Annotated in this window: 18 protein-coding genes and 1 riboswitch; of the genes, 8 read left to right on the top strand and 10 right to left on the bottom strand. The window is 41.8% G+C overall.

Annotation, left to right across the window (positions count from 1 at the left end; translation table 11 throughout):
* Positions 1-296: 296 nt before the first annotated feature.
* On the bottom strand, positions 297-914 hold the full coding sequence (locus tag MN200_RS13360; RefSeq protein ID WP_242759618.1) for a hypothetical protein: 618 nt from the start codon (positions 912-914) through the stop codon (positions 297-299).
* A gap of 137 nt (positions 915-1,051) precedes the next feature.
* Here MN200_RS13360 and baeS point away from each other — a divergent pair, with 137 nt between their 5' ends.
* From baeS to MN200_RS13345, 3 genes are all read left to right on the top strand, one after another.
* A complete protein-coding gene (baeS, locus tag MN200_RS13355) occupies positions 1,052-2,704 on the top strand; it encodes a sensor histidine kinase efflux regulator BaeS (protein WP_242759615.1) in 1,653 nt (550 codons plus the stop codon).
* 19 nt (positions 2,705-2,723) lie between these two features.
* The gene (locus tag MN200_RS13350) at positions 2,724-3,410 is read left to right on the top strand and encodes a response regulator (protein ID WP_004697755.1); all 687 of its coding nucleotides are present in this window, start codon (positions 2,724-2,726) and stop codon (positions 3,408-3,410) included.
* A gap of 210 nt (positions 3,411-3,620) precedes the next feature.
* Positions 3,621-4,976, top strand: a complete 1,356-nt coding sequence (locus MN200_RS13345; RefSeq protein ID WP_242759613.1) for an amino acid permease — start codon at positions 3,621-3,623, stop codon at positions 4,974-4,976.
* 954 nt (positions 4,977-5,930) lie between these two features.
* Here the strand turns inward: MN200_RS13345 and MN200_RS13340 are convergent.
* From MN200_RS13340 to MN200_RS13310, 7 genes are all read right to left on the bottom strand, one after another.
* Positions 5,931-6,302, bottom strand: coding sequence for an MmcQ/YjbR family DNA-binding protein (locus MN200_RS13340; protein ID WP_183175166.1), 372 nt, complete (start codon positions 6,300-6,302; stop codon positions 5,931-5,933).
* Positions 6,303-6,372: 70 nt separating this feature from the next.
* Positions 6,373-7,818: a protein adenylyltransferase SelO family protein gene (locus tag MN200_RS13335; protein ID WP_242759611.1), complete on the bottom strand. Its 1,446-nt coding sequence runs from the start codon at positions 7,816-7,818 to the stop codon at positions 6,373-6,375.
* Positions 7,819-7,896: 78 nt separating this feature from the next.
* Entirely contained in the window at positions 7,897-8,226 is a 330-nt protein-coding gene (locus MN200_RS13330; RefSeq protein WP_242759609.1) for a DHCW motif cupin fold protein, read from the bottom strand.
* 74 nt (positions 8,227-8,300) lie between these two features.
* The gene (locus tag MN200_RS13325) at positions 8,301-9,467 is read right to left on the bottom strand and encodes an acyl-CoA desaturase (RefSeq protein ID WP_058951655.1); all 1,167 of its coding nucleotides are present in this window, start codon (positions 9,465-9,467) and stop codon (positions 8,301-8,303) included.
* A gap of 276 nt (positions 9,468-9,743) precedes the next feature.
* Positions 9,744-10,466 carry a glycerophosphodiester phosphodiesterase gene (locus tag MN200_RS13320; protein WP_058951656.1) on the bottom strand — a complete coding sequence of 241 codons (723 nt, stop codon included), beginning with the start codon at positions 10,464-10,466 and terminating at the stop codon, positions 9,744-9,746.
* 306 nt (positions 10,467-10,772) lie between these two features.
* Positions 10,773-11,351 carry a cob(I)yrinic acid a,c-diamide adenosyltransferase gene (locus tag MN200_RS13315; protein WP_078388464.1) on the bottom strand — a complete coding sequence of 193 codons (579 nt, stop codon included), beginning with the start codon at positions 11,349-11,351 and terminating at the stop codon, positions 10,773-10,775.
* Between the two features lie 100 nt (positions 11,352-11,451).
* Positions 11,452-13,293 carry a TonB-dependent receptor gene (locus tag MN200_RS13310; protein WP_242759607.1) on the bottom strand — a complete coding sequence of 614 codons (1,842 nt, stop codon included), beginning with the start codon at positions 13,291-13,293 and terminating at the stop codon, positions 11,452-11,454.
* 35 nt (positions 13,294-13,328) lie between these two features.
* Positions 13,329-13,553: riboswitch (cobalamin riboswitch) on the bottom strand.
* A 144-nt stretch (positions 13,554-13,697) separates the two neighbouring features.
* Here MN200_RS13310 and MN200_RS13305 point away from each other — a divergent pair.
* The 4 genes from MN200_RS13305 to MN200_RS13290 all read left to right on the top strand — a co-directional run bounded on the left by MN200_RS13305 (position 13,698) and on the right by MN200_RS13290 (position 17,735).
* Positions 13,698-14,339, top strand: coding sequence for a phosphoribosylanthranilate isomerase (locus MN200_RS13305; protein WP_242759604.1), 642 nt, complete (start codon positions 13,698-13,700; stop codon positions 14,337-14,339).
* Positions 14,323-15,552 (top strand): tryptophan synthase subunit beta, encoded by a 1,230-nt coding sequence (gene trpB, locus MN200_RS13300; RefSeq protein ID WP_086210407.1) that lies wholly within the window; start codon positions 14,323-14,325, stop codon positions 15,550-15,552. The genes MN200_RS13305 and trpB overlap by 17 nt, the downstream gene beginning before the upstream one ends.
* Positions 15,553-16,068: 516 nt before the next feature.
* Positions 16,069-16,581, top strand: coding sequence for a DUF1543 domain-containing protein (locus MN200_RS13295; protein WP_242759601.1), 513 nt, complete (start codon positions 16,069-16,071; stop codon positions 16,579-16,581).
* A gap of 161 nt (positions 16,582-16,742) precedes the next feature.
* On the top strand, positions 16,743-17,735 hold the full coding sequence (locus tag MN200_RS13290) for a DUF2804 domain-containing protein (RefSeq protein WP_058870263.1): 993 nt from the start codon (positions 16,743-16,745) through the stop codon (positions 17,733-17,735).
* Between the two features lie 60 nt (positions 17,736-17,795).
* Here MN200_RS13290 and MN200_RS13285 read toward each other — a convergent pair whose 3' ends face one another.
* Positions 17,796-18,671 (bottom strand): metal-dependent hydrolase, encoded by an 876-nt coding sequence (locus MN200_RS13285; protein WP_058870262.1) that lies wholly within the window; start codon positions 18,669-18,671, stop codon positions 17,796-17,798.
* A gap of 135 nt (positions 18,672-18,806) precedes the next feature.
* Here MN200_RS13285 and MN200_RS13280 point away from each other — a divergent pair, with 135 nt between their 5' ends.
* Complete coding sequence (locus MN200_RS13280; RefSeq protein ID WP_114392712.1) at positions 18,807-19,829, top strand: AraC family transcriptional regulator; 1,023 nt, start codon at positions 18,807-18,809, stop codon at positions 19,827-19,829.
* A 52-nt stretch (positions 19,830-19,881) separates the two neighbouring features.
* On the opposite strand, the gene MN200_RS13275 is transcribed toward MN200_RS13280, so the two are convergent.
* Positions 19,882-21,213, bottom strand: a complete 1,332-nt coding sequence (locus MN200_RS13275; protein ID WP_058870260.1) for a Na+/H+ antiporter NhaC family protein — start codon at positions 21,211-21,213, stop codon at positions 19,882-19,884.
* Between the last annotated feature and the right edge of the window lie 338 nt (positions 21,214-21,551).

Below are 21,551 nucleotides of genomic sequence, written 5' to 3'. Positions count from 1 at the left end.
CTCAATACTGGTTTAACCAGCTTATAATCCTAATAAACATAAAAACGTGTCTTCTTTGACACGGATTGGAATAACTTAATCGTGCAACATCTTCTAATTTGGTACAAGCGGTTCAGGTGCTTTTCTTGGTGACTGTAAAGTCAAATAAATATTATTCAAAATCGCTAAGTGCACTGAGTGTAAACAGTTTTGCTGCTTTTGGCATGACATAAATAGTCAAAAAGCGTAAAAAGTTATGTCCAATAAAAAAGGCGCAATTTGCGCCTTTTTTATCTATTTATGCTTTTTAGAGTGGTTTAAGCAGCCTTATTCGGTGCTGAAACAGGGGGGTTAGGCTGGAAGTGAACCATACATTTGCCATCTACTGTTTGTGTGCCGACTTTTAGCTGCACGGCTTTACCATCGGTTTGACCTTGGCAGGCTTTGGTTGCGGCTTGTTGGCGTGCTTGACGTTCAGCTAAACGTTGATCGTATTGCTGGGTTAACTCAGCACGTTTCGCATCGGTTAGTGGTTCGCCGCGTTGCATATGCATGCCACGGAATTCACCACGACCGGCTTGATCACCACGCATTGGGCGATGTTCACCACGTTTCATTTCATCACGGTTCGGTTTAAACGAAATCGCACATGTGCCTTCTAGTGTTTGCTCACCTGCTTTGACTTGGACTGCTGAACCCACTGCTTTGCCATCGCAGGCTTTTTTAATGTCTTGCATGACCTGTTTGCGTTCAGTACGCATTTTTTCAAACTGTTCGCGTTGTTCAGGTGTCATGTGACGGTCTTTTTGATAATGACCATGCATATGTTGCGACTGCTCCATATCTTTTGGTGCTTGGGTGGATTGACAGGCAGTCAACGCACCTACAGATAAAACGCTGGCAGTGGCTAAAGCCATTTTTGTCATCTTATTCATTCTACAACTCCCCCATACAAGAGCATGTGATTTTGGATGATTAAAGATTAAATAATAAAGATGTAGAAACAATGGAGAGTTTTTTGATGCAGTGTTCTATACAATAACAAGGCAAAAAAACGACCGAGAGATTGCTTTTGAAGATTCGCCGCGTACCGATTGCTTTACGCTTATTCCTCACTGTATTGCTGACCACTTTGGTGATTACCACGGTGAGTTTAGGTGTGCTGCATTGGACGATGCAAAAGAATTTTGCCAAATATGTGGCGGACGTGGAAATGCAGAAGCTTGATCATCTGATTGATAACTTAGCAGGCGTTTATAGTACCTATCATGACTGGGGCAATGCCATTCAAGCGCAAATTTTGCAGATTGAAGGACATGCTGCGCCAGATGATTATGACCGTCTCTCTCGTTGGTGGTTACGTCGCCAGTACGACATTGCTTTGCAACAGCGTTATTTTAAAGAAAATACCAAAACCTTACTCAGTGATGTCTCTACCACTGAAGTCAAACATGAAAAACAGATTTTAACCGAACAAGAACTGCAAGCTTTGGAGGAAAACTTACCTTCGGAGTTTCAACCCTTTGAAGGTTTAAAGTTCCCGCTCAGCGCCAATCAAAATGTGTTCCGTCCAGATCGTAAAAAAGAAGAGATTGAACAAGAGAGCAAACAAAACACAGGCAAAAAACAGTTTATTTCCACGCCTGACCGTTTAGGTCTGAGCTCGCGTTTATCTTTATACGATACGCAGCGTCAGTTCGTGGTCGGTGAACCTTCGGATGATCAAGTTTCTTTCCGTCCTATTGTGGTGAATAACCAAGTGGTGGGCTACTTGGGGCTGAAACCAGTTCTCGATCAAGATGATGCGTTAAGTATCAACTTCTTTAGTAATCAAAAGCGTTATTTATTACTGGTCTATGGTTTAACCGTTTTTGCCAGTTTAATTGCTGCGTTGTTACTTGCGACTTATTTTAAAACACCGATTCAACGCTTGTTGAATGGTACGCGTGAATTAACCAAGGGTAATTTTCAGCATCAAGTTAAAGTGAATCGAAACGATGAGCTGGGTGATTTGTCCAATGAGTTGAACCAACTGGCGGTAATTTTAGATCAGCATGAAATTTCACGTCGTCAATGGGTGTCAGATACTTCACATGAGTTGAAAACACCGCTGGCAGTGTTACAAGCGCAGATCGAAGCGATGCAAGACGGTATTCGAAAACCAACGCCTGAGCATTTTGAATCGATGTTACGCCAAGTCACCAGCTTGAAAAAACTCACGCATGACTTGGCTGATTTGGCACAAGCGGAAGCACAACAATTAAACTGTTACTTTGCAACCGTGAACCCGTGGGCGGTGATTGAGCAAGAAGTGGAAAACTTTAAGCCTAAATTTGAACAGGCTCATTTAAGCATCAGTGTCGAAGGTGAGGGCGCTGAGTTACAACTTGATATTGACCGCTTTAAGCAAATCATGGTCAATTTGTTGGGCAATAGCATTCGTTATACCGAAGCGGGTGGTCAGGTTCGAATTCATACGGAACAGTCCGCAACAGATTGGACGGTCTATGTCGATGACAGTCCATATGGTTTAACTGATGAGCAACTGGCACGACTCGGTGAGCGTTTCTATCGAGTCGATGACTCGCGTACGCGGAGCACAGGTGGTACAGGTTTAGGTTTGGCTTTATCGGCTAAACTGGCACAGGCTTTGGGCGGCGAATTGAGTTTTGATCATTCGCCTTTGGGTGGTTTACGTTGCAAGTTAACGTTCCCAAAAAAATGAAACACAAAAGGAAGTATGTATGAAACATATTATGCTGGTTGAAGATGAAGTAGAACTTGCACAATTGGTCCGCGATTATCTTGAAGCAGCGGGCTTTGAAGTCAGTATGTTTCACGATGGTCAGGAAGCCTACGATAGCTTTACGCAGCGTAAACCGAGTCTGATGATTTTAGACTTAATGGTGCCTCGTATGGATGGCTTGACCATTTGCCGTAAAGTCCGTGAACAGTCGGATTTGCCGATTATTATGGTCACTGCACGTACGGAAGAAATCGACCGCGTGCTTGGCTTGAACATGGGGGCAGACGACTATGTGTGTAAGCCCTTTAGCCCGAAAGAATTGGTGGCGCGTGTCCAAGCCGTGTTACGTCGTTTAGAACGTAAGGCTGAGCCTGAAGATCAGTCTTTGTTCCGTATGGATAAAGCGCAGCAACGCATTTGGTATCAGCAAAAGCCTTTAAACCTAACACCGACCGAGTTTCGTTTACTGGAGTTGTTTTTAGAGCATGTGGGGCAAGTTTATTCACGTGCACAGTTACTGGATCATATCAATCCAGACAGCTTTGAAGTGGCTGACCGTGTGATTGATAGTCATATTAAGAACTTACGTCGTAAGATTTCGGATGCTGCTGAAACAGGTAATCGTCATGAATGGGTGCAGGCGGTATATGGAGTAGGCTATCGTTTTGAATATCCTGAAGATTAATTGAGTTTTCTGAACGATAGAAGAAGCGGATAAGCCTTGGGCTATCCGCTTTTTTATGGGATGGAGTCAAAGCGGCAATCAAAATCAGCAGTTCACTTAAATCTCCAACTGGTGAAATGAAACCGAGTAATCTGCAATTTAAAAGGACAAGACTGGTTGATCATCTGTGCAAGCGGTACAATTCATTTTTTTATCAGATGAGCATGTGTTTTGAGCAGTGAGACGCCTAAACTTCAGCGCCGTTTAAAGAACCGCCATATTCAATTGATCGCCATGGGTGGTGCAATTGGCACAGGGCTGTTCTTAGGTTCAGCACATATTATTGAGTCTGCTGGCCCATCTATTATTTTGGGTTATATGATTGGCGGTTTGATTGCATTTTTAATTATGCGTCAGCTCGGTGAAATGATTGTACATGAGCCAGTGACGGGTTCATTCAGCTACTTTGCCTTTAAATATTGGGGGCGGTTTTCAGGCTTTTTAACGGGCTGGAACTACTGGGTACTGTATATCTTGGTGGTGATGACTGAACTGACCGCGATTGGTAAGTATGTGAATTACTGGTGGCCACATATTCCTGCGTGGGTCTCGGTGCTGGTATTTTTTGTGGTGATCACACTGGCCAATCTTGCCAATGTCAAACTGTATGCGGAGTCTGAGTTTTGGCTGTCGATGATTAAAGTTGTGGCGATTATCGCCATGATCATTTTCGGGGTTTACCTGTTGTTGACGGCTGATGTCGGTTCAACCGCATCTGTCACGAACTTATGGGCACATGGCGGGTTTTTCCCACATGGCTTTGAAGGCTTATTTTATATGCTGGCCTTTATGATGTTTGCCTTTGGCGGCATTGAGCTGATCAGTATGGCGGCTGCGGAAACCGAAGATCCTGAAAAGAACATTCCAAAAGCCGTCAATCAAACGGTGATTCGGGTTTTCCTGTTCTATATTTGCTCGCTGGCGATTCTTTTGTCTTTAGTGCCTTGGAATCAATTGGATTTGGGGGGCTTAGATAAAAGCCCATTCGTACTTATTTTTAAGCAAATTGGCATTGATTGGGCAGCGCATCTACTCAATTTTATTATTCTGACTGCATCGGTTTCTGTTTGTAATAGTGGGATGTATGCCAATAGCCGCATGCTTTTAGGTTTAGCGGAACAGGGCAATGCCCCGCAAGTTTTTAAGCAGGTGAATCGGCAAGGGACACCGATTGCGGCGGTTTTATTTTCAGCATTACTGATTTTTGGGTGTGTGCTGCTAAATTACTTCTTGCCTGAAAAAGCGCTCAGTTATCTGATTTATATTGTGGTCAGTGCGGCTGTGCTGAATTGGATGATGATCAGTTTGATCCATCTTAAATTTAGACAGAGTATGAAAAAACAGGGCATTCAAACCAAGTTTCCAGCGTTATTTGCACCGTTTAGCAATTATTTTGTTTTAGTGTTTATGCTGATGATTTTATATATCATGTGGAATCAGGGTTTTATGCTTTCCGTGTTGATGCTTCCTGTGTGGATCCTCGTGTTATTTGTTTTATTTAAAACATTGAAGCCGAAGAAAAGCTAAAGCTTAGGTGATGATGTTGAAAAGGACTTAATATGAGTCCTTTTTTATTGGGCTTTTGATCGGTATATAAATTATAGATATTTCAAATCATGTGTCAGTTTGTCTTTTTACTTTTACATTTGTTTTAGACAAGGTCGATGAGTCTGTATTCAAATCAGCGAAGTATTCTTCTAGCCATTTGCATACCACTTAGGGTTGGATTGTGAGATGGCATTCTAACTTTTCAACAATGGAATCAAATAAGCAACTTAATATGAAAATGACTAAGACTTTACTGATTCTCAGTCTGTCTTTGTACGAGTTCAGCATGGCTTTCTGATTAACTTGGATGGAGAGTGAGCTACTCTCAGACTTCATCTTTTCGGATTGATATGTACAGATAATTAAATAGGCAAAATCGAGAAAGAGTGATTGTATTTCCAACAGATTGAAGTACTGAGCTATAAAGTTGCTTTTAAATCACGCAAAAAGTAATTTTTAGGAGTAAGGCTCAGCTTTAGTCATCCTGAAAACTATCCACAATTTCTGCGGATAATTTTGGGGGTAAGTCTAATTAAGCTTATTTTTCTATGCACGTTTTGGCTTACACCAATTCAAGCGGATTGCGTCTAGGTCAGTCCCAAGATTTTTTATATGATGCAGTCATAGAGAACAGGAAGTTCCAAAACATAAAACAAAAATGATAAGTTCAACACTAGGATGTGAGGTACGACAGGAGTTATACCTAGCTAACCAATACGAAAAAGCCCGACAGGATGTCGGGCTTTTTTTATGATCTATGAATGTCTCATTTCACTTTTCGTTTCGAATTTTGGGTTCTAAAGTGGGCAATACGTCGAAAAGCTGCTCAGCAGAGACAATATACGTTCAAATCCATGACCTCTTTGATGAAGCAATAGCACTGAGTTTAGAAAATGTAAAAGGAATAATTAAATTTTTTCATTCAATACATATTTAGGTGATGGCTTGAAGTGCAACGATTCGCTGTCTTTGTAGTTTATTCAGCTTGGATACCACGAGCTCATAAGAGCTATGTACCAGATCAATGACTAAATCAGGATCTAAGTCTTCATCTTCATAAATTGAAATCCAATGCTTTTTATTCATATGCCAACCTGCATGAATATACGGATAAATATCACGTAACATCGCGCCGTGGTCAGGCGTGACTTTTAAATTACTTAAAGCCGCGCCACTTAAAGATGAATTGAGCAAAAACATTTTATCCATGACTTTATAGACATCACCGCCTTCACCAAAGGGCTGACTACACGTCACTTCTGGCAGGGCAAGTGCAGCTTTTGCAGCAATAAGGTGTAAGGACATGTTGATCATCACTCTATTGGGCGAAGCCCTGTGGATATTGTTTAATTTATCCACAGTTTAAGCCAAATGCTTAAGAGGAACAACTCACCATCACCTCAGGAACATCCGTTGGCAAAGGTGCTAAATCTTCCGCTTTCTCTAGTGCTACATTTCGCTCAAACGGGCGGCTAAGCAGGTCAAATAAGCGTTCGACTTCTGAGAAATCATTCCGCTCAGCCAGTTCAATCGCTTTTTGTGCCATGTGATTGCGTAGGATATAAACGGGATTGGCTTGTTGCATGGCCGTATTAAGTTCTACCGTGTCTTGATTCGCACGAATTTGTTCATACTGCGCGAGGAAACTTTCAAACTGACGACGGTCAAGGCAGTCATCTTTAATCATTTCATATTGTTGATTCTGTAAACGCGTAAAGCTTTGTGTGTAGTCGAGCTGTTCAGTTTGTAGAATCCGTAAGAAGGTCATGGCACAGTCAAAACTTTCAGTATGAAAATGAGGTAAGCCCATTTTCTGACTTAAACCCAGTTTGTAGTGTTCCAAGAACGTGGGTTCATAGTGCTCTAGGCAAGTGGCAAGGTCTTGCTTCCATTGTTCTTTGTCATAGTCTTGAGGGCAAAGCGGAATGAGGTTATTCAACCATGTCCATAAGTTCCAGTGTCCAATGCTTGGCTGCTGCTGATAGGTATAGCGGCCTTGATAGTCAGAGTGATTGTTAATCCAATTCGGACGGAAGCGTTCCATAAAACTATAAGGGCCAAAATCGAGGGTTGAACCTGTAATGTTTAAATTATCAGTATTCATCACTCCATGTGCAAAGCCGATCAGTTGCCATTTGGCAATCATTACCGCAGTCCGTTGAATTACTTGGGTTGCAAATGCCAAAACAGGTTGTTCCGCATCTAAACACTCGGGGTAATGCCATGCGATGCATTTTTGGGTAAATTCGCCAAGTAAATCAGGTTGGTACTGGTTGATCCACTCAAAGTGCCCCAAGCGAATATGACAGTCTGATGTACGTAACATCATTGCGCCGAGTTCTAATTTCTCCCGCTGCACGCCTTGAGCTGACGAGGTAAAGCCCACCGCGTTACTTGAAGCCACGTCTAAACTATTCAGCGCATGTCCAGCCAAATACTCACGAATGACGGAGCGAAGTACCGCACGACCATCTCCCATACGCGAGTAAGGAGTAGAGCCTGCACCCTTTAAATGCAGGTCAATGGTTTGACCATGTTGATCAAGAATTTGCGCGATCAATAAACCGCGACCATCGCCGAGCTGTCCTGCCCACTGACCAAATTGATGTCCAGCATAGACCATTGCCAAAGGTTCAAATTCACTAAAGGTTTTCTGTCCGCTACAAATCTCTACCCAAGACTGTTTGTCGGCTTCAGACCATTGCAACTGTTCTGCTAAAGCGGCATTGAAATGACCTGCTTTTGCCCCTTTTAGTGGCAAGGGCTGTTGATGGTGATAAAGCTTTGATGGAAGAAGGGAGTAGCGTGAATTGAACTGCATAGTGAAGGATCACAAGGGATAAGCCATGACCCCATCAATATAGCAAAGTTTTAGTGTTAAGACATATATCCAACTGTTTTAGTCAACGATAAACAGCTTGGCACCCTTTGAGGTGGACGAGCGATGGGCTTCAGCTTGATCTGCAACTTGGTAACTCATGCCAGCCGTGAGTGTAAAGCTACGACCATCATCTAGTTCGGTGTGTAGTTCACCTTCTAAGCACAACAGAATATGCCCTTTAGAACACCAGTGGTCGGACAAATAGTTCTCAGAATACTCCACCATACGCACGCGAATCGCGTCAAATTGCTGAGTACGCCATAGGGCATAACCTTGATCACCTGTATGACGGGTGGTTGGTATCTCGGCCCAGTTGGTGATACCGAAAGGAATGTTATTAATATCCATGTTGTTATCCTTTATGAACTGCTAAAAAAAGCCCCTTGCGGAGCTTTCTTTTGAAATGCTGAATCAGAGATCAATTATTGTGAAACAGGCGCTTTTTTAATGCTACGCATCAAGGTGGTCAAGGTTTGACGGTGATGACCTAGGCGCTGTTCAACCAATTGAAACTCAATTTTGAGCTTCTCATCCATTTGATGGATTTTTTCAGCCACAGCCGTTTTCTTGGCTTGAATTTCTTGTTCTTTCAATTTTGCCCAGTCATTCAAGGTCTGGGTGAACGCATCATACTCTTGTGCAATACGAGCTTTAGCGGAACTAATGTCATCACTGACATTGAGACCATGAACTTCTAAGTCTTGTTCAGCATATTTAAACTTCATCGCAAGTTCAGCTTTTTTAATATTAAAGCTCGGAATACGACGTAAGTTTTTAGCTAAACCCAGTTTTGAGCATGACCAAATCAACCATTTGGTTGGATCATATTGCCACCATTTCACACCATTACGGTAGTCATATTGGAAAATGTGGTGGTAGTTATGATAACCCTCACCCCAAGTCGCAATCGCTAACCAGAAGTTGTCACGTGCGGTATTTTCATCTGTATATGGACGTTTGCCCCACATGTGGCATAAAGAGTTAATGAAGAACGTGACGTGGTGGCTGAGGATTAAACGCATTAATCCTCCCAACAACAACACGCCCCATAAGTCGCCTACAGCCCAACCAATAGGTAATAAAATACCAGTGTGGACGATGATCACTAAAGGAACATAGTATTTGTGTTGGAACATCACCAATTTGTCATTGAGTAAATCGGGTGCATTTTTAAAGTCAGGTTCTGCTGATGGATAGTCACGAAGCATCCAACCCATGTGCGCATACCAAAAGCCATTGTTAATCGAGTACGGATCTTTCTCGATATCATCGACATGGCGGTGATGGGTCCGGTGACCTGAACTCCAAAATAAAATACTGTTTTGCACGGCAAAGGTACCCATAATCATCAAAATGATTTTTAAAGGTAAGCTTGCTTCATAAGCACGGTGTGCCCATAAGCGGTGATAGCCAGCGGTAATACCTAAGCTACTAACACCCAGTAATACAAACATGCTGATCCAAGCGGCTAAGCTGAAATCATGCTGAAAGGCATATAAGGGAATTGCAATCACAGCCACAATGGGAAGAAAAACCAATGCAAAAATTGCAACCCAGTTAAATGGGGCTTTGGGTAGGGGAGCATTCATCTCCAACAGCACTCCTGAAACCTTGGGAGGTATAAATGGAAGGTCAATCCATTACTTTTTGCATGGATTAAGCTACAGCATATTAGCATGAGCGAACCTTGGTTCACTAGCATTATTGTACAGATGTATTGTACTAAACAGTAACAGAATACGAATGTTTAGATATCGAAATTATCGAAGCATTTCTAGGCTTTATCGTAGCAGAGCGATCAATATGAAAAATAAACATTTTCAGTGCCACTGCTCATGTAAAACTCAAGTCAATCTGTGGCCTGTTCAATGCACATCTATCAAATGTTGTAGCATCATTTTAGGAAAATCTGTAATTAATCCATCAATGCCGCAGTCACGTAAATGTTTGGCGCGCTCGATGTCATTTACCGTCCAGACACTAGTGGCTAAATTCGCTTGTTGTGTGGCTTTTAACAAGTCATCGGTTGCCAGTTGGTTCATCCAGCCGATTTGGCAACAGTCGTATTTGAGCGCTTGTTCAATCGCAAGATGTTGAATATCATCTTCAATCAATAAGCCACGTTTAAATGTTGAGTGTTGATCTTGGAGTGCTTGTAGGATTTTAAGATCAAAACTGGTGATGACCGCACTGTGTTCAAAGCCTCTAAGTTGCTGTGTGAGATGGTGTGTTAGTCGTTCCGCTTCAGCTTGTGTTTCTACAGCTTTGACTTCAACTTCAAGATGTTCAAAGTCCTGCATAATCTGGAGTGCTTGTCGTAGTGTTGGGGTACTTTGCTTTTCCCAGTCTAGCCAAATATGTGCTTGGTTATAGCTATCGAGTTGTGTGCTGCTTAATGGGTAGAGCGCTTGGTCGATCCCAGTGGTTCGGAGCATGTTGTCATCATGCATAATGATCAGCTCATGGTCGTTGAGCTGACGAACATCAAATTCAACCGCACGTATGCCTAGATCATGAATATATCGAAAACCGCCGAGTGTATTTTCTGGGGCTTCGCCACGTGCACCACGATGTCCGATGATTCTCATATTGAACCTGATCTATATACGTCTTTTGCGTGATTGTAGCGCTAAAAATATCTGATTGGGATAGATTCTAAGGTGGAAATATCAGATATGCGTAAATGCGATTCGTAATGGTTTGAGGTAGGACTGAATTTGAATGAAATGTTTCTGTGATATTTAGGATAAGAGATGGTAGTAGACGAGTTTTACGCTTGGAAAATGGTTTTGGTTTCTTTTCACAAAAGAAAAATAATATCAAAAAGTCTTCCAGTGAATTGATCACAGGAAGACTCTGAAAAAATCTATTTCGTTCTAAAAACTTAGAATCGTTTAAATAGTTTCATTGATATTTTTTTGCCAAAGTACTTCCGAGCCACCTTCAGCACGCTGTAAAGCACGCGATGCAACAAAAAGCCAATCAGATAAGCGGTTGAGTAACTGTAGTGCGGTGCTTTGAATATTTTGATCACGAGTGTGCACCGACATTAAGCTACGTTCAGCTCGGCGACATACCGCTCTCGCTTGATGTGCATAGCTACATGCTAAAGAACCCGAAGGTAAGATAAATTCTTTCAGCATGGGTAAGTCTTCATTCATACGGTCAATTTCTTGTTCAAGAAACTCAATACAAACAGGTTGGAGCAAGTGATAGTTGGGAATACAGACTTCACCGCCTAAGTCGAAAAGCCAATGCTGAATCAGGCTTAAGCTTTTATCCCATGTGGCTTTGTCCGTGATTTGACTTGCGGTAATTTGAGCACGAAGCACACCAATTGTTGAATTGAGTTCATCGACATCACCCAGTGCGGTAATTCTTAGATCATCTTTAGTCACACGTGATCCATCACCCAAACCTGTGGTGCCTGAGTCGCCAGTACGGGTATAAATTTTACTTAAACGGTGGCCCATAATTTGTCCTGCCTAAAGAATGAAAAAAAGGATAATGTCGGTCAAAACATTATCCATAAACTGCGCTGTTTTAAATTGTTTTTTGAGTCTTTACGTTAAATTAATAACGGAAAGTGACTCCTGCGGTAGCTAGGCGGCCGCCATTGATGTACCAATCTGTTGCAGATCGAGATACTTGGTGGTACTGATTATCCCAAAGGTTTTGAATGTTGGTAAAGACTTTAACCGTTGGGTTAATATTCCAATAAGCATTGAAGTCGACGGTTGCATAACCTGGAACTTTTACGCTATTTGCATTATTGCTAGCATTGGCATGTGAACGAGCTATTACCGAAGTACTAAGTCCATAGACAGCATTTTCTAGTCCTGCAGTGAAGGTAAGCGTCTGTTTTGGGCGATAGGCAATTTCTAAACCTGTTGCTTTATTTTCACTTTCAACATAAGCATATTCTGTCGCGAGGAATAAATCGTCTTGTTTCCATTTAAGACCTGCCTCACCGCCTGTAAAATTGGCTTCCCCAACATTTTGATTCATGCTGTCGCTATAGACGATTAAGTTATCCACATTGGTGCGATAAACAGAAAAACTAGTTGCTAGATTATCCGTAATAGCATAATCAAAACCGAGTTCATAAGAGATGCTTTCTTCGGGTTCTAAATTTTCATTTCCGCCCCACTGAGAATATAGCTCATTTAGGGTTGGAGCACGGAACGCACTGCCAATATTGGCATAAACGCTTGCATTAGGCAGGAAATGATAGCGAATAGCACCTTGACCTACTGTGTGGCTTCCAAAAAGCTCATTGTCTTCTACACGCAGACCAACTTGGGTGTCAAACAGTTCGTTTTTAAATTGGTGTTGTAGATAATAACCTGTGCTATTAACGCTTTGATCTTGGTTTTTGATTGAACTTGTTTTGTAGTTGGCGTCATTATAAGTTGCACCAACTAAAATGTTTTGATTTGGTGTGAATTTCCATTTTAGGTTTAAATCACTTTGGTTGTTTTCAGTGTTGTACTGTGTGGAATATGATGGAACATCTTGCTTGTCTTGAACGTTTGCAAAATGAGCGCCTAAAATTAAATTTTGCAGAATATTGTAATCAACTTTTGCATTAATGACACGATTTACAAAATTACGAGGAGCTGTATTGGTAATGTAGTCATTACTGAAAATACTGGTTCCTTTATTTTCACTAATCGAAGCAGAGGCATCAATCTTATTTTCCTGGAAATAGCCTACTTTAGCATTGTAGCCTTTTTGATCGTAGCTGGCATTGTCGCTTTTATCTTGGCTTTCAAAAATGCGAGTTCCATCACTTTCTAAGCGTTGTCCACCTACTTGAGCATAGAATCCTTGATCTGTGACTAAATCTGCTTTTACAATGGTTTTATAAGTATTGTGTTCACCATAGATGCCAGTTAATTCTGCACCAGACTTCACAGGTTTTTTTGAAATAAGTTGAACTACACCGCCAATTGCATCACTACCATATTGAACGGAAGCTGGCCCTTTCAAAATTTCAATTTGTTGAACATCCGACGTATCTAAATATGCAGGATAAAGTGGACCAAGTTCATTTTGGCTATTTAAGCGAGCACCATCTTTTAATACTAGGGTATGTACGGCTTTAGTTCCACGTAGTCCAATTTCTGAAATTTGCCCCATACCCCCGCTTTGTTTCACATAAACAGAAGGGTCTTGTTGGATTAAGTCAGATAAATTGAGAGCAGGATTCTTTTTTATCGCATTTTGATCAATCACAGAAATCCGCGCAGGCACATTGCCAATTTTTTCTTCAGAACGTGTCGCGGTAACGACTAAAGTGTCTAAAGATGCATTTACAACATTAGAACTGTCTTGTGCAGATACAGACGTAGAGAAACCCATCGCAAGCGCAATTGCGCCCACTAAAGCAGTAGGCTGAAAAAGAGTAGACATGACTTTGCTCCATACATTCACCCCACGTGAATGATTGAGTTAAGGGTACAACAAGCAGGTCTCCGGACTACAATGTGCCAAGCATCTTCAAATTTATGATTGCTTCGCTGTATATCCACCTTCCCATATTGTTCATACAGTGGTGTAAATCATAAGATTTAAATCGATATACGTTTCATGGTTACCGTTGCGGGGGCAGTGTTGGACTTTCACCAACTTCCCTAAAGCATAGTGCTTAGACTTATTGCATTTGAGCGAAGTATAAGGTTTGTATGCGAATTAAACAATCTATGTAAAGATTTTTTCAGGATGAACTTTACGCAAGGTGAAAAAATTGCATTACAATGATTCGCCCTGTTATTTATAGATCAGCTATAAATAGGGTTGAGCCAGAGTCATAACCTATGCGAACCCGTGCCAAAATTTGTGGGATTACCCGTAGCCAAGATATTCAAGCTGTGGTCCATGCCGGGGCTGATGCCATTGGTTTTGTATTTTTTCCGCCTAGTCCACGTCATGTCAGTGCAGCTCAAGCCAAAGAATTGATTCAACATGTGCCTGCTTATGTGCAAACTGTTGGACTTTTTGTGAATGCCGCTGCGGATGACATTGCCGATGTGTTAAAACTAGTAGCGCTGGATATCATTCAATTTCATGGTGATGAAACACCAGAAGACTGTCAGGCAATTGCGGCACAGGTTGGGCGCCGTTGGTATAAAGCCATTCAAGTAATATCTGAAATGGATGTGGTGGCAGAAGTTCAACGCTTTCAACAGGCAGGGGCAAGCGCAGTGCTCTTAGATGCATGGCATCCTGAACTGAAAGGGGGAACAGGACATAGTTTTGACTGGTCGCAATTCCCCAAACTGGATATTCCTTTGATTTTAGCTGGTGGTTTAACCCCAACTAATGTTGAAGACGCTATAAAGACGACTGGGGCTTATGCTGTAGATGTCAGCGGAGGCGTCGAATCCGCTAAAGGTATAAAAGACCAACAACTTATAGAAAACTTCATGCAAGGAGTCCATCGTGGATCAGCAAAGTAATGTGATTGACTATACCCAATACCCAGATGAACGTGGGCATTTTGGTATCCATGGCGGACGTTTTGTGTCAGAAACTCTAATGGCTGCATTAGAAGACTTAGAAAAGCTCTATTTCCGTATGAAGGATGATGAGCAGTTTCTGGCAGAATTCGACCGTGACCTCGCCTACTATGTAGGTCGTCCTAGTCCTTTATATTATGCTGAGCGATGGTCGAAAGAGTTGGGTGGTGCGCAAATTTATTTAAAGCGTGAAGACCTGAATCATACAGGTTCACATAAAGTGAACAACACCATTGGTCAGGCTTTATTGGCAAAACTGTCAGGTAAAAAACGCATTATTGCTGAAACTGGCGCAGGTCAGCACGGTGTCGCAACGGCAACCATCGCAGCGCGTTTAGGTCTTGAGTGTGTGGTGTTCATGGGTGCTGAAGACGTGAAACGTCAAGCCATGAATGTGTATCGTATGCGTTTGTTAGGTGCAACAGTTGTGCCTGTAGAAAGCGGTTCAAAGACATTGAAAGATGCTATGAACGAAGCGATGCGTGACTGGGTAACTAATGTTGACTCAACTTACTATGTGATTGGTACAGTTGCAGGCCCGCACCCATATCCACAATTGGTTCGTGACTTCCAGTCAATTATTGGTCGTGAAGCTCGTAAACAAATTCAAGAGCAAGCAGGACGTTTACCTGATGCTTTAGTGGCATGTGTGGGTGGTGGTTCAAATGCAATGGGCTTGTTCTATCCATTTTTGAATGATGCTGATGTGAAAATGTATGGTGTTGAAGCTGCGGGTTATGGTATTGAAACTGGTAAACACTCTGCACCATTGAATGCAGGTCATGTAGGAGTTTTACACGGTAACCGTACTTACTTGATGTCGGATGAACAAGGTCAAATCATTGAAACGCATTCGATTTCAGCAGGCTTGGATTATCCAGGTGTAGGCCCTGAGCATAGTTTCCTTAAAGATATGCATCGTGTTGAATATGTGCCGATCAATGACAATGAAGCTTTACAAGGTTTCCGTGATTTGACTCATATTGAAGGGATTATTCCGGCATTGGAAAGTTCTCATGCGATGGCTTATGTCACTAAACTTGCGCCAACGATGTCTAAGGATCAAATTATTATTGCGACGGTTTCTGGTCGTGGGGATAAAGATTTGATGACTGTGGCACGTATTGATGGCGTGGAAATGGTTGAGATGTGATTTTCCTCTGATGTGAAGCTTCTCTCTTTGGAGAAGGTTGTCAAATATTAAAAACGTGCTGAAGCAATTCAGCACGTTTTTTGTTGAAATAAAAGTTTATCCAAAACATGAATAAGAGAAGGCGACATGGATCTTGCCCATTGAGCAGCCTTACAGGGATGTAATGTCTGCTCAACAAGATACTTTTGTTACTTTTGCCAAAACAAAAGTAAGATATTTCCTGCCAATGAAAACTTTGGTCAAATCTATCTTATTTGTATTGGTCGTAACGTTATTTAAATTTTGACGGAGTCTTACTGCTTACACCTCAAATGTAAGGAGTTCATAATGTTACTTTGGATAAGACCAAAGTAACCAAAGGCATCGTCATTCGCAAAACTCGTCTTATACTTTCATGTGATTAATGGAGTCGCAAAAACATCTCTCTAGAAGTGTGGTTTACCTCGAACAATTGCGAATGATGCTTCCGTGAAGCGCCTGTTAGCTATAAAAAATATCTCAAAAAAAGGAAAGAAAATGCCTAGTCTATTTATGGTTATGCTTGGTGGTCGTCATGTACGTGCCAATACCGAAGTCCATGATGTTGTATTTGCTGTGGGTGACAGCCTAGAAGACACGTATACACAATTAAAAAATGCATGGTTTGGTGAACAAAAAGGCTTACACATTGATGCTTGGGCGCAAGTGAATGGTGTCGAAAGTGCAGGAAAAAAATACCAGATTCAGTTTAGTGATGCCCAACCTAAAGTCGCAGATGAAAAGCTGTGGCTAATTAATTTAGGTGGCTATGATGCGCGTGAATTTGGTGAGCTTCATCGTTATGTGCTGGTCGTTGCTCCGCATGCCGTCGAGGCAAAGCAAAAGGGGAAGCAATATTTCGATGAAAAGTGGCAAAAGCAACATACAGATCGTGTTTTAGACGTTGATGGCTGTATTGCGATTGATTGTGTACATGGTCGTTATGTGGCATTGGTTGAAGCTGAGTTTGATGTAAACACATGGGAAAATACATATCTCATGTTAAATTAAGTTTGAACTATTCCTAATTCTTTTAAGTGATGTATTAAAACGAAAAGCAGGTTTAACGAATAATTTGATGAAAAAACAAACTAAATACTTTTCACCTTTAAAATTATAGGCATAATAGGCTTATGGATATTAATTAACTTTTGCTTAAGGATAAAGCATCAATGGATTTGATACAGTCCAACGGACAACCACATTATGGTCGGTTTAGCGAACTTCCAAAAACCATTGATTTAAATAAGTATCAGTATAAAACCCCATATGGTGAAGTACTTACGGGATGGCGGAAAAAGCTAAAATATAAGAAATTTAAGTTTTGTAGCATTCAACATGAACACTACACCATTGGCTTAGCGATTGCTGATATTGCTTGGGCTGGACACGGTTTCGTTTATATTTATGATCATCTCAAAAATGAAGTACTTGAATGGAACGCCGTCAATTTTCTGGCGCGTAAAACCGTATTAGATGAACAGCCTTTATATAACCAAAGTGTATTTGCAAATTCACCTTTTCAAATTGAAATTCAGCATGCCAATGGGGTGCGTTATGTTCAAGTCACCAAGTATGGTGAAATTAAGCTGAGCGCCCGTATTTTCTGTGCAGGCACTGATCCATTGAGTATGTGTAGTCCAACAGGGATTAATGGCTGGACTTATACTCAGAAATTGACCACCTTAGCTTGTGAGGGTTTTTTTACCAATAAAGCGGGGCAGATCATTCAGTTTAATGAGCGGACCTTAGCTGCGCTAGATGATACCTGTGGTTTCCTCCGACCGGAAACAGCTTGGTTTTGGCTCTCTTGTAGTTTTTGGGATGCACAGGGTAAGCGTATTGGTCTGAACTTAGCCTCTGGTGTGAATGAAAGTTTTGGCAATGAAAACTGTCTGTGGGTAAATGGAAAGCTCTATACCGTGAGTGATGTGCTGTTCCAGATGGAAGAAGAAGGACGTTGGAGCATTCGTTCGCTAGATGAGCGCTTAAATTTAACTGTGACTACGGGCTGGCGCCGTTTTGAAAACCTAAATTTGCGTCTTGTGGGCAGTCAGTTTAGTCAGTGGCAAGCCAAAATTAGCGGTACGATTCAGCAGGATGATCAAGAAATTGTATTGCTAAATGAATATGGACTGCTCGAACAGCACTATGCAAAGTGGTAAAAGACCTATAACAAAAAAACCAGCATCATGCTGGTTTTTTCTTTTGTTATGTTTATGAATTTATTTCCCTGCTTGCCAAAAAGCTTCACCTGCTAAAATTGGGTCATGACTTTCTGCTAGGGTGTCCATCCAAACATCGTACTGTGCAATCACAGGATGTTGATTGGGATGAAAGTCTTTCTTAAACCAATCGAGATATTGACCACGCATCCGAGACAGTATCCCTTTTTTCCCAAAGAACCAGGGCAGTCCTTTACGCATCATTTGCAAGCGTTGAATACGGCTAAAGCCATCATGCTTGAGCATGACATCTGCACGATAGGTAGTGAAACCAAACATCATCACCGTGGTAAAGGCCAATGCAAATAGACGCGTTGTTTCGGGTACATGTCCGACTTGTTTCATCACATCAAATGCCACATCACGGTGTTCCATTTCTTCAATGGCATGCCATGCAAATAAAGCACGCACATAAGGATGAGCCTCAGCCAACGTGGCTTTATGGCTATAAAAAGTCTCAGCCATCAGTGCAGTTAAATGCTCTGCCGCAGCCGTCATGGCAATGTTGTACTGAGGTGAGCGTTTACTCAGTTCAAATTTAAAAATTTTATTTAAACGCTGAATAAACTGATCGACTGGCATGCCTTGTTCTCGCATGACTTGATTCATTTTGTCATGGGCAATCCCATGCTGTGCTTCCTGCTTAATAAAATCGGTGACACGTGCAGCTAAGCTTGGGTCTGTAATTTGGTCCCGAAACAAACGCACGCTTTGAATAAAATAGCGTTCTCCATCGGGGAAAGTGAGGCTGAGTGCATCGAACATGCGCGTCCGAAATGGGTCACCGCCAAACCAAAAACGGGGCACTTCATCGAGCTTAAAATTAAGTTGGGTTCGCACAATCGGTTCAATAGGGGCTGTAATAATGGCATTCATTTTGTTTTACTTCATTTGCCTTGGATGATTGCAGTATGTCGGAGAAAATGCAGTTTGTTTTGACAGATATTGCCATTTTTTATACATTTTACGCCAATGTGAAAATATCGCATGTCAAATAGCGGGTGGGACGTCATGCAAGAATTACAAATCCCCAATGGTTATTTTCAGCTCTGGAATATGTATCTCATAGAGCAAGGAATTGATTTTCATCAACTCGGTTTTTTAGCACAATATCAGTATGAACTGGAGCATGTATTACAACTGCCAATCGATACCCAATCGCCATTTTCATTCTTTCAAACGATTTTACAACTGACGCGAGAGCAGCTGGATTGCCCTCAGTTGATTATGGAGATGGCAAAATTTATTCAACCTGAGCATTTTGGTGTTTTAGGCTATATGGCTACACGCAGTAATAGCGTGGCTGAAGCATTGAGTTATGTGATGCGTTTTAGTCGTTTGGTGATTGATGGTGCAGAAGTTAGTCCCATGCAGATGCAGCAAAGGGACAATGAGATTTGGCTGACTTGGCCTTTTCTCAATGAGAAATATGCTTCACTGAATGAAATGACCATGGCATCTATTGTGCATTTGGCCAAGAAAATTTTTCCCGATCAATTACAGTTCTTAAAAATCCAAATGGCGCATTCAGCCCAGATGGCACAGTATCATTATCAAAAATTTTATGGCTGTGAAGTGAGCTTTAATCAAGGCTGCTATGCCTATGTGATGAGTGCGGACAGTCTGGCGTTAAAATCGGGCTTTGCTGATCCATCTTTAACACAGCTTTTACTGAAACAAGCAGAGGTAGCAATTGCACTCAAGCCTCGTTATGAAAGCGTATTGCAACAGATTCATAGCGCCGTGGCTGATTATCTTAAAGCACATGCGGAAGCTCCTAAAATTGAACAGATTGCAAGTGAGTTACATTTGTCTACGCGGACCTTACAGCGCCAGCTACGAGACTTAGGCAGTTCATTTAAACAAGTGCTTGAATGTGAGCGCATGAAGCGCTGTGAATATTTATTACAACAAGGTTTGAGTTTGACTGAAATCGCCTTACAACTTGGCTATTCGGGACAGTCTGCTTTAGCACGTGCCTATAAACAGCACAGTGGACAGACCTTATTACAGTTGAAACGACAACTGAAATAACAGCAAGCATAAAAAAAGCGCCTTCAGGGAGGCGCTAAAATGTATGCAATGATCAGACTGATTTCAGTCGTGGAAAACGAAACGCAATCGCAAGGATGGCAAAGATTGCCAGTATCCAACAGTAGTAAATGCTGCCGATGAGTTCAACTGGTGAAAGCTTTGCAATTGAGCAGGCCAATAGAAGTTGTGCACCATAGGGAATAAGCCCTTGTACAACACATGAAAAGATGTCGAGCAAAGCGGCTGCACGTTTGGGGTCTACGCCATATTCTTTCGCGACTTCACGCGCCATATCGCCCGATAAAATAATCGCTACAGTGTTGTTGGCCACAAAAATGTTGGAAAACACCACTAAAAAGCTCAATCCGATTTCCCCTGCGCGCTCACGACCAACTTTAAATAAACGGGTGAGGCTGTAAATACGTTGAATAAGCCAGTCGAGACCACCTTCTTTTTGCATAATGGTCGAAAGACCGCCCAAGAACATCGACAGTAAAGCGACTTCAAACATACCAACAAAACCATCATAGATGGCTGTGTTGAGTTGAATGACGGTAAATTCTGGCTGTGTAATCAGTCCCATCACCCCAGAGAGCACTACACCGACTGTAAGTACCGCAAGCACGTGTAAACGACTGAAGGCGAGGAAAAATACCACGACATAGGGCAACACCAGCCAAGGATTAAAGTCTTTGGATTGAATGGTTTCGGTTTGGTGAATGCTAAAGAAATAAATCACGATCGTGACTAAAGCTGCAGGTACTGCAATCCAGACATTAACGCGAAACTTGTCTCGAAGCTGAACGTTTTGACTAGTGGTGGCTGCAATGGTGGTATCCGAAATCATTGAAAGATTGTCACCAAACATCGCACCGCCCACGACCGCACCTATGGCATAGACTGCAGCAATATCAGTGGCTTGAGAGAAACCAAAGGCAATGGGTGCGCAGGCCGCAATGGTGCCCATCGAGGTGCCCATTGCTGTTGCAATGAACGCTGAAATAATAAATAGCATCGGTAATACAAAGGCTGGAGGAATCGCAGACAAGCCCATTTGCACTGTGGCATCTACACTACCAATGGCACTGGTGGTACTGGCAAATGCGCCTGCCAGCATGAACACCATGAACATCAAGATGAGGTTCGGGTGACTTGCACCGCGCAGAAAGGTTTCGATGCCTTGATTCAGCTCACCGCGATAAATCAATACTGCCAAAATAATGGCAGGAATGGCTGCAACAGGCGCTTTCATTTGATAGAACGCAAACTCGGTTCCAATCACAGAATGGTAAATACCACTGCCTAAGAAAATGGCTAAAAAAACAATAAGCGGTAACAGCGAAAGCGCACGTGCTTGCACTAAACCTGAGTTATCGGTGGTCATAGGAGATAGGGAAATGAAAGAATGTGCGTAGTATAATGCAGGTTTTGCTATTTCATAAAACTTTAAATGTAAAAGCTAAACCGCCTATTTTTATCATTTTTTTTCAAATAAAAATAAGTTTATCTAAAACTTAGACATTTTGGTATTTCCTAAAATTAGGCATCTTTGATCATTGAGAAAAAAACTGAAATATCAGTAAATGGTGCTTTACGGTTGTTCTGAAAATATTTGACGAAAAATGAATTGGAACGCGAACGCGATGTGCTCTATTCAATGAGTAAAAAATAGCGTTACAATGCAGCGTCTTGTATTTTTACAAAGCCAACTCCTCAGTAGTT

The sequence above is a fragment of the Acinetobacter sp. LUNF3 genome (genome assembly GCF_022699605.1).
Lineage (GTDB): Bacteria > Pseudomonadota > Gammaproteobacteria > Pseudomonadales > Moraxellaceae > Acinetobacter > Acinetobacter johnsonii.
Note: the sequence above shows the minus strand (reverse complement) of the source record. Positions and strands in the feature narration are given on the sequence as shown.

What these genes read in the sequence shown, in the direction of transcription:
- MN200_RS13360 (WP_242759618.1), bottom strand. Translation starts at nt 914, where the DNA reads ATGAATAAGATGACAAAAATGGCTTTAGCCACTGCCAGCGTTTTATCT.
- MN200_RS13350 (WP_004697755.1), top strand. Translation starts at nt 2,724, where the DNA reads ATGAAACATATTATGCTGGTTGAAGATGAAGTAGAACTTGCACAATTG.
- MN200_RS13340 (WP_183175166.1), bottom strand. Translation starts at nt 6,302, where the DNA reads ATGTCCTTACACCTTATTGCTGCAAAAGCTGCACTTGCCCTGCCAGAA.
- MN200_RS13335 (WP_242759611.1), bottom strand. Translation starts at nt 7,818, where the DNA reads ATGCAGTTCAATTCACGCTACTCCCTTCTTCCATCAAAGCTTTATCAC.
- MN200_RS13330 (WP_242759609.1), bottom strand. Translation starts at nt 8,226, where the DNA reads ATGGATATTAATAACATTCCTTTCGGTATCACCAACTGGGCCGAGATA.
- MN200_RS13325 (WP_058951655.1), bottom strand. Translation starts at nt 9,467, where the DNA reads ATGAATGCTCCCCTACCCAAAGCCCCATTTAACTGGGTTGCAATTTTT.
- MN200_RS13320 (WP_058951656.1), bottom strand. Translation starts at nt 10,466, where the DNA reads ATGAGAATCATCGGACATCGTGGTGCACGTGGCGAAGCCCCAGAAAAT.
- MN200_RS13315 (WP_078388464.1), bottom strand. Translation starts at nt 11,351, where the DNA reads ATGGGCCACCGTTTAAGTAAAATTTATACCCGTACTGGCGACTCAGGC.
- MN200_RS13310 (WP_242759607.1), bottom strand. Translation starts at nt 13,293, where the DNA reads ATGTCTACTCTTTTTCAGCCTACTGCTTTAGTGGGCGCAATTGCGCTT.
- MN200_RS13305 (WP_242759604.1), top strand. Translation starts at nt 13,698, where the DNA reads ATGCGAACCCGTGCCAAAATTTGTGGGATTACCCGTAGCCAAGATATT.
- MN200_RS13295 (WP_242759601.1), top strand. Translation starts at nt 16,069, where the DNA reads ATGCCTAGTCTATTTATGGTTATGCTTGGTGGTCGTCATGTACGTGCC.
- MN200_RS13290 (WP_058870263.1), top strand. Translation starts at nt 16,743, where the DNA reads ATGGATTTGATACAGTCCAACGGACAACCACATTATGGTCGGTTTAGC.
- MN200_RS13285 (WP_058870262.1), bottom strand. Translation starts at nt 18,671, where the DNA reads ATGAATGCCATTATTACAGCCCCTATTGAACCGATTGTGCGAACCCAA.
- MN200_RS13280 (WP_114392712.1), top strand. Translation starts at nt 18,807, where the DNA reads ATGCAAGAATTACAAATCCCCAATGGTTATTTTCAGCTCTGGAATATG.
- MN200_RS13275 (WP_058870260.1), bottom strand. Translation starts at nt 21,213, where the DNA reads ATGACCACCGATAACTCAGGTTTAGTGCAAGCACGTGCGCTTTCGCTG.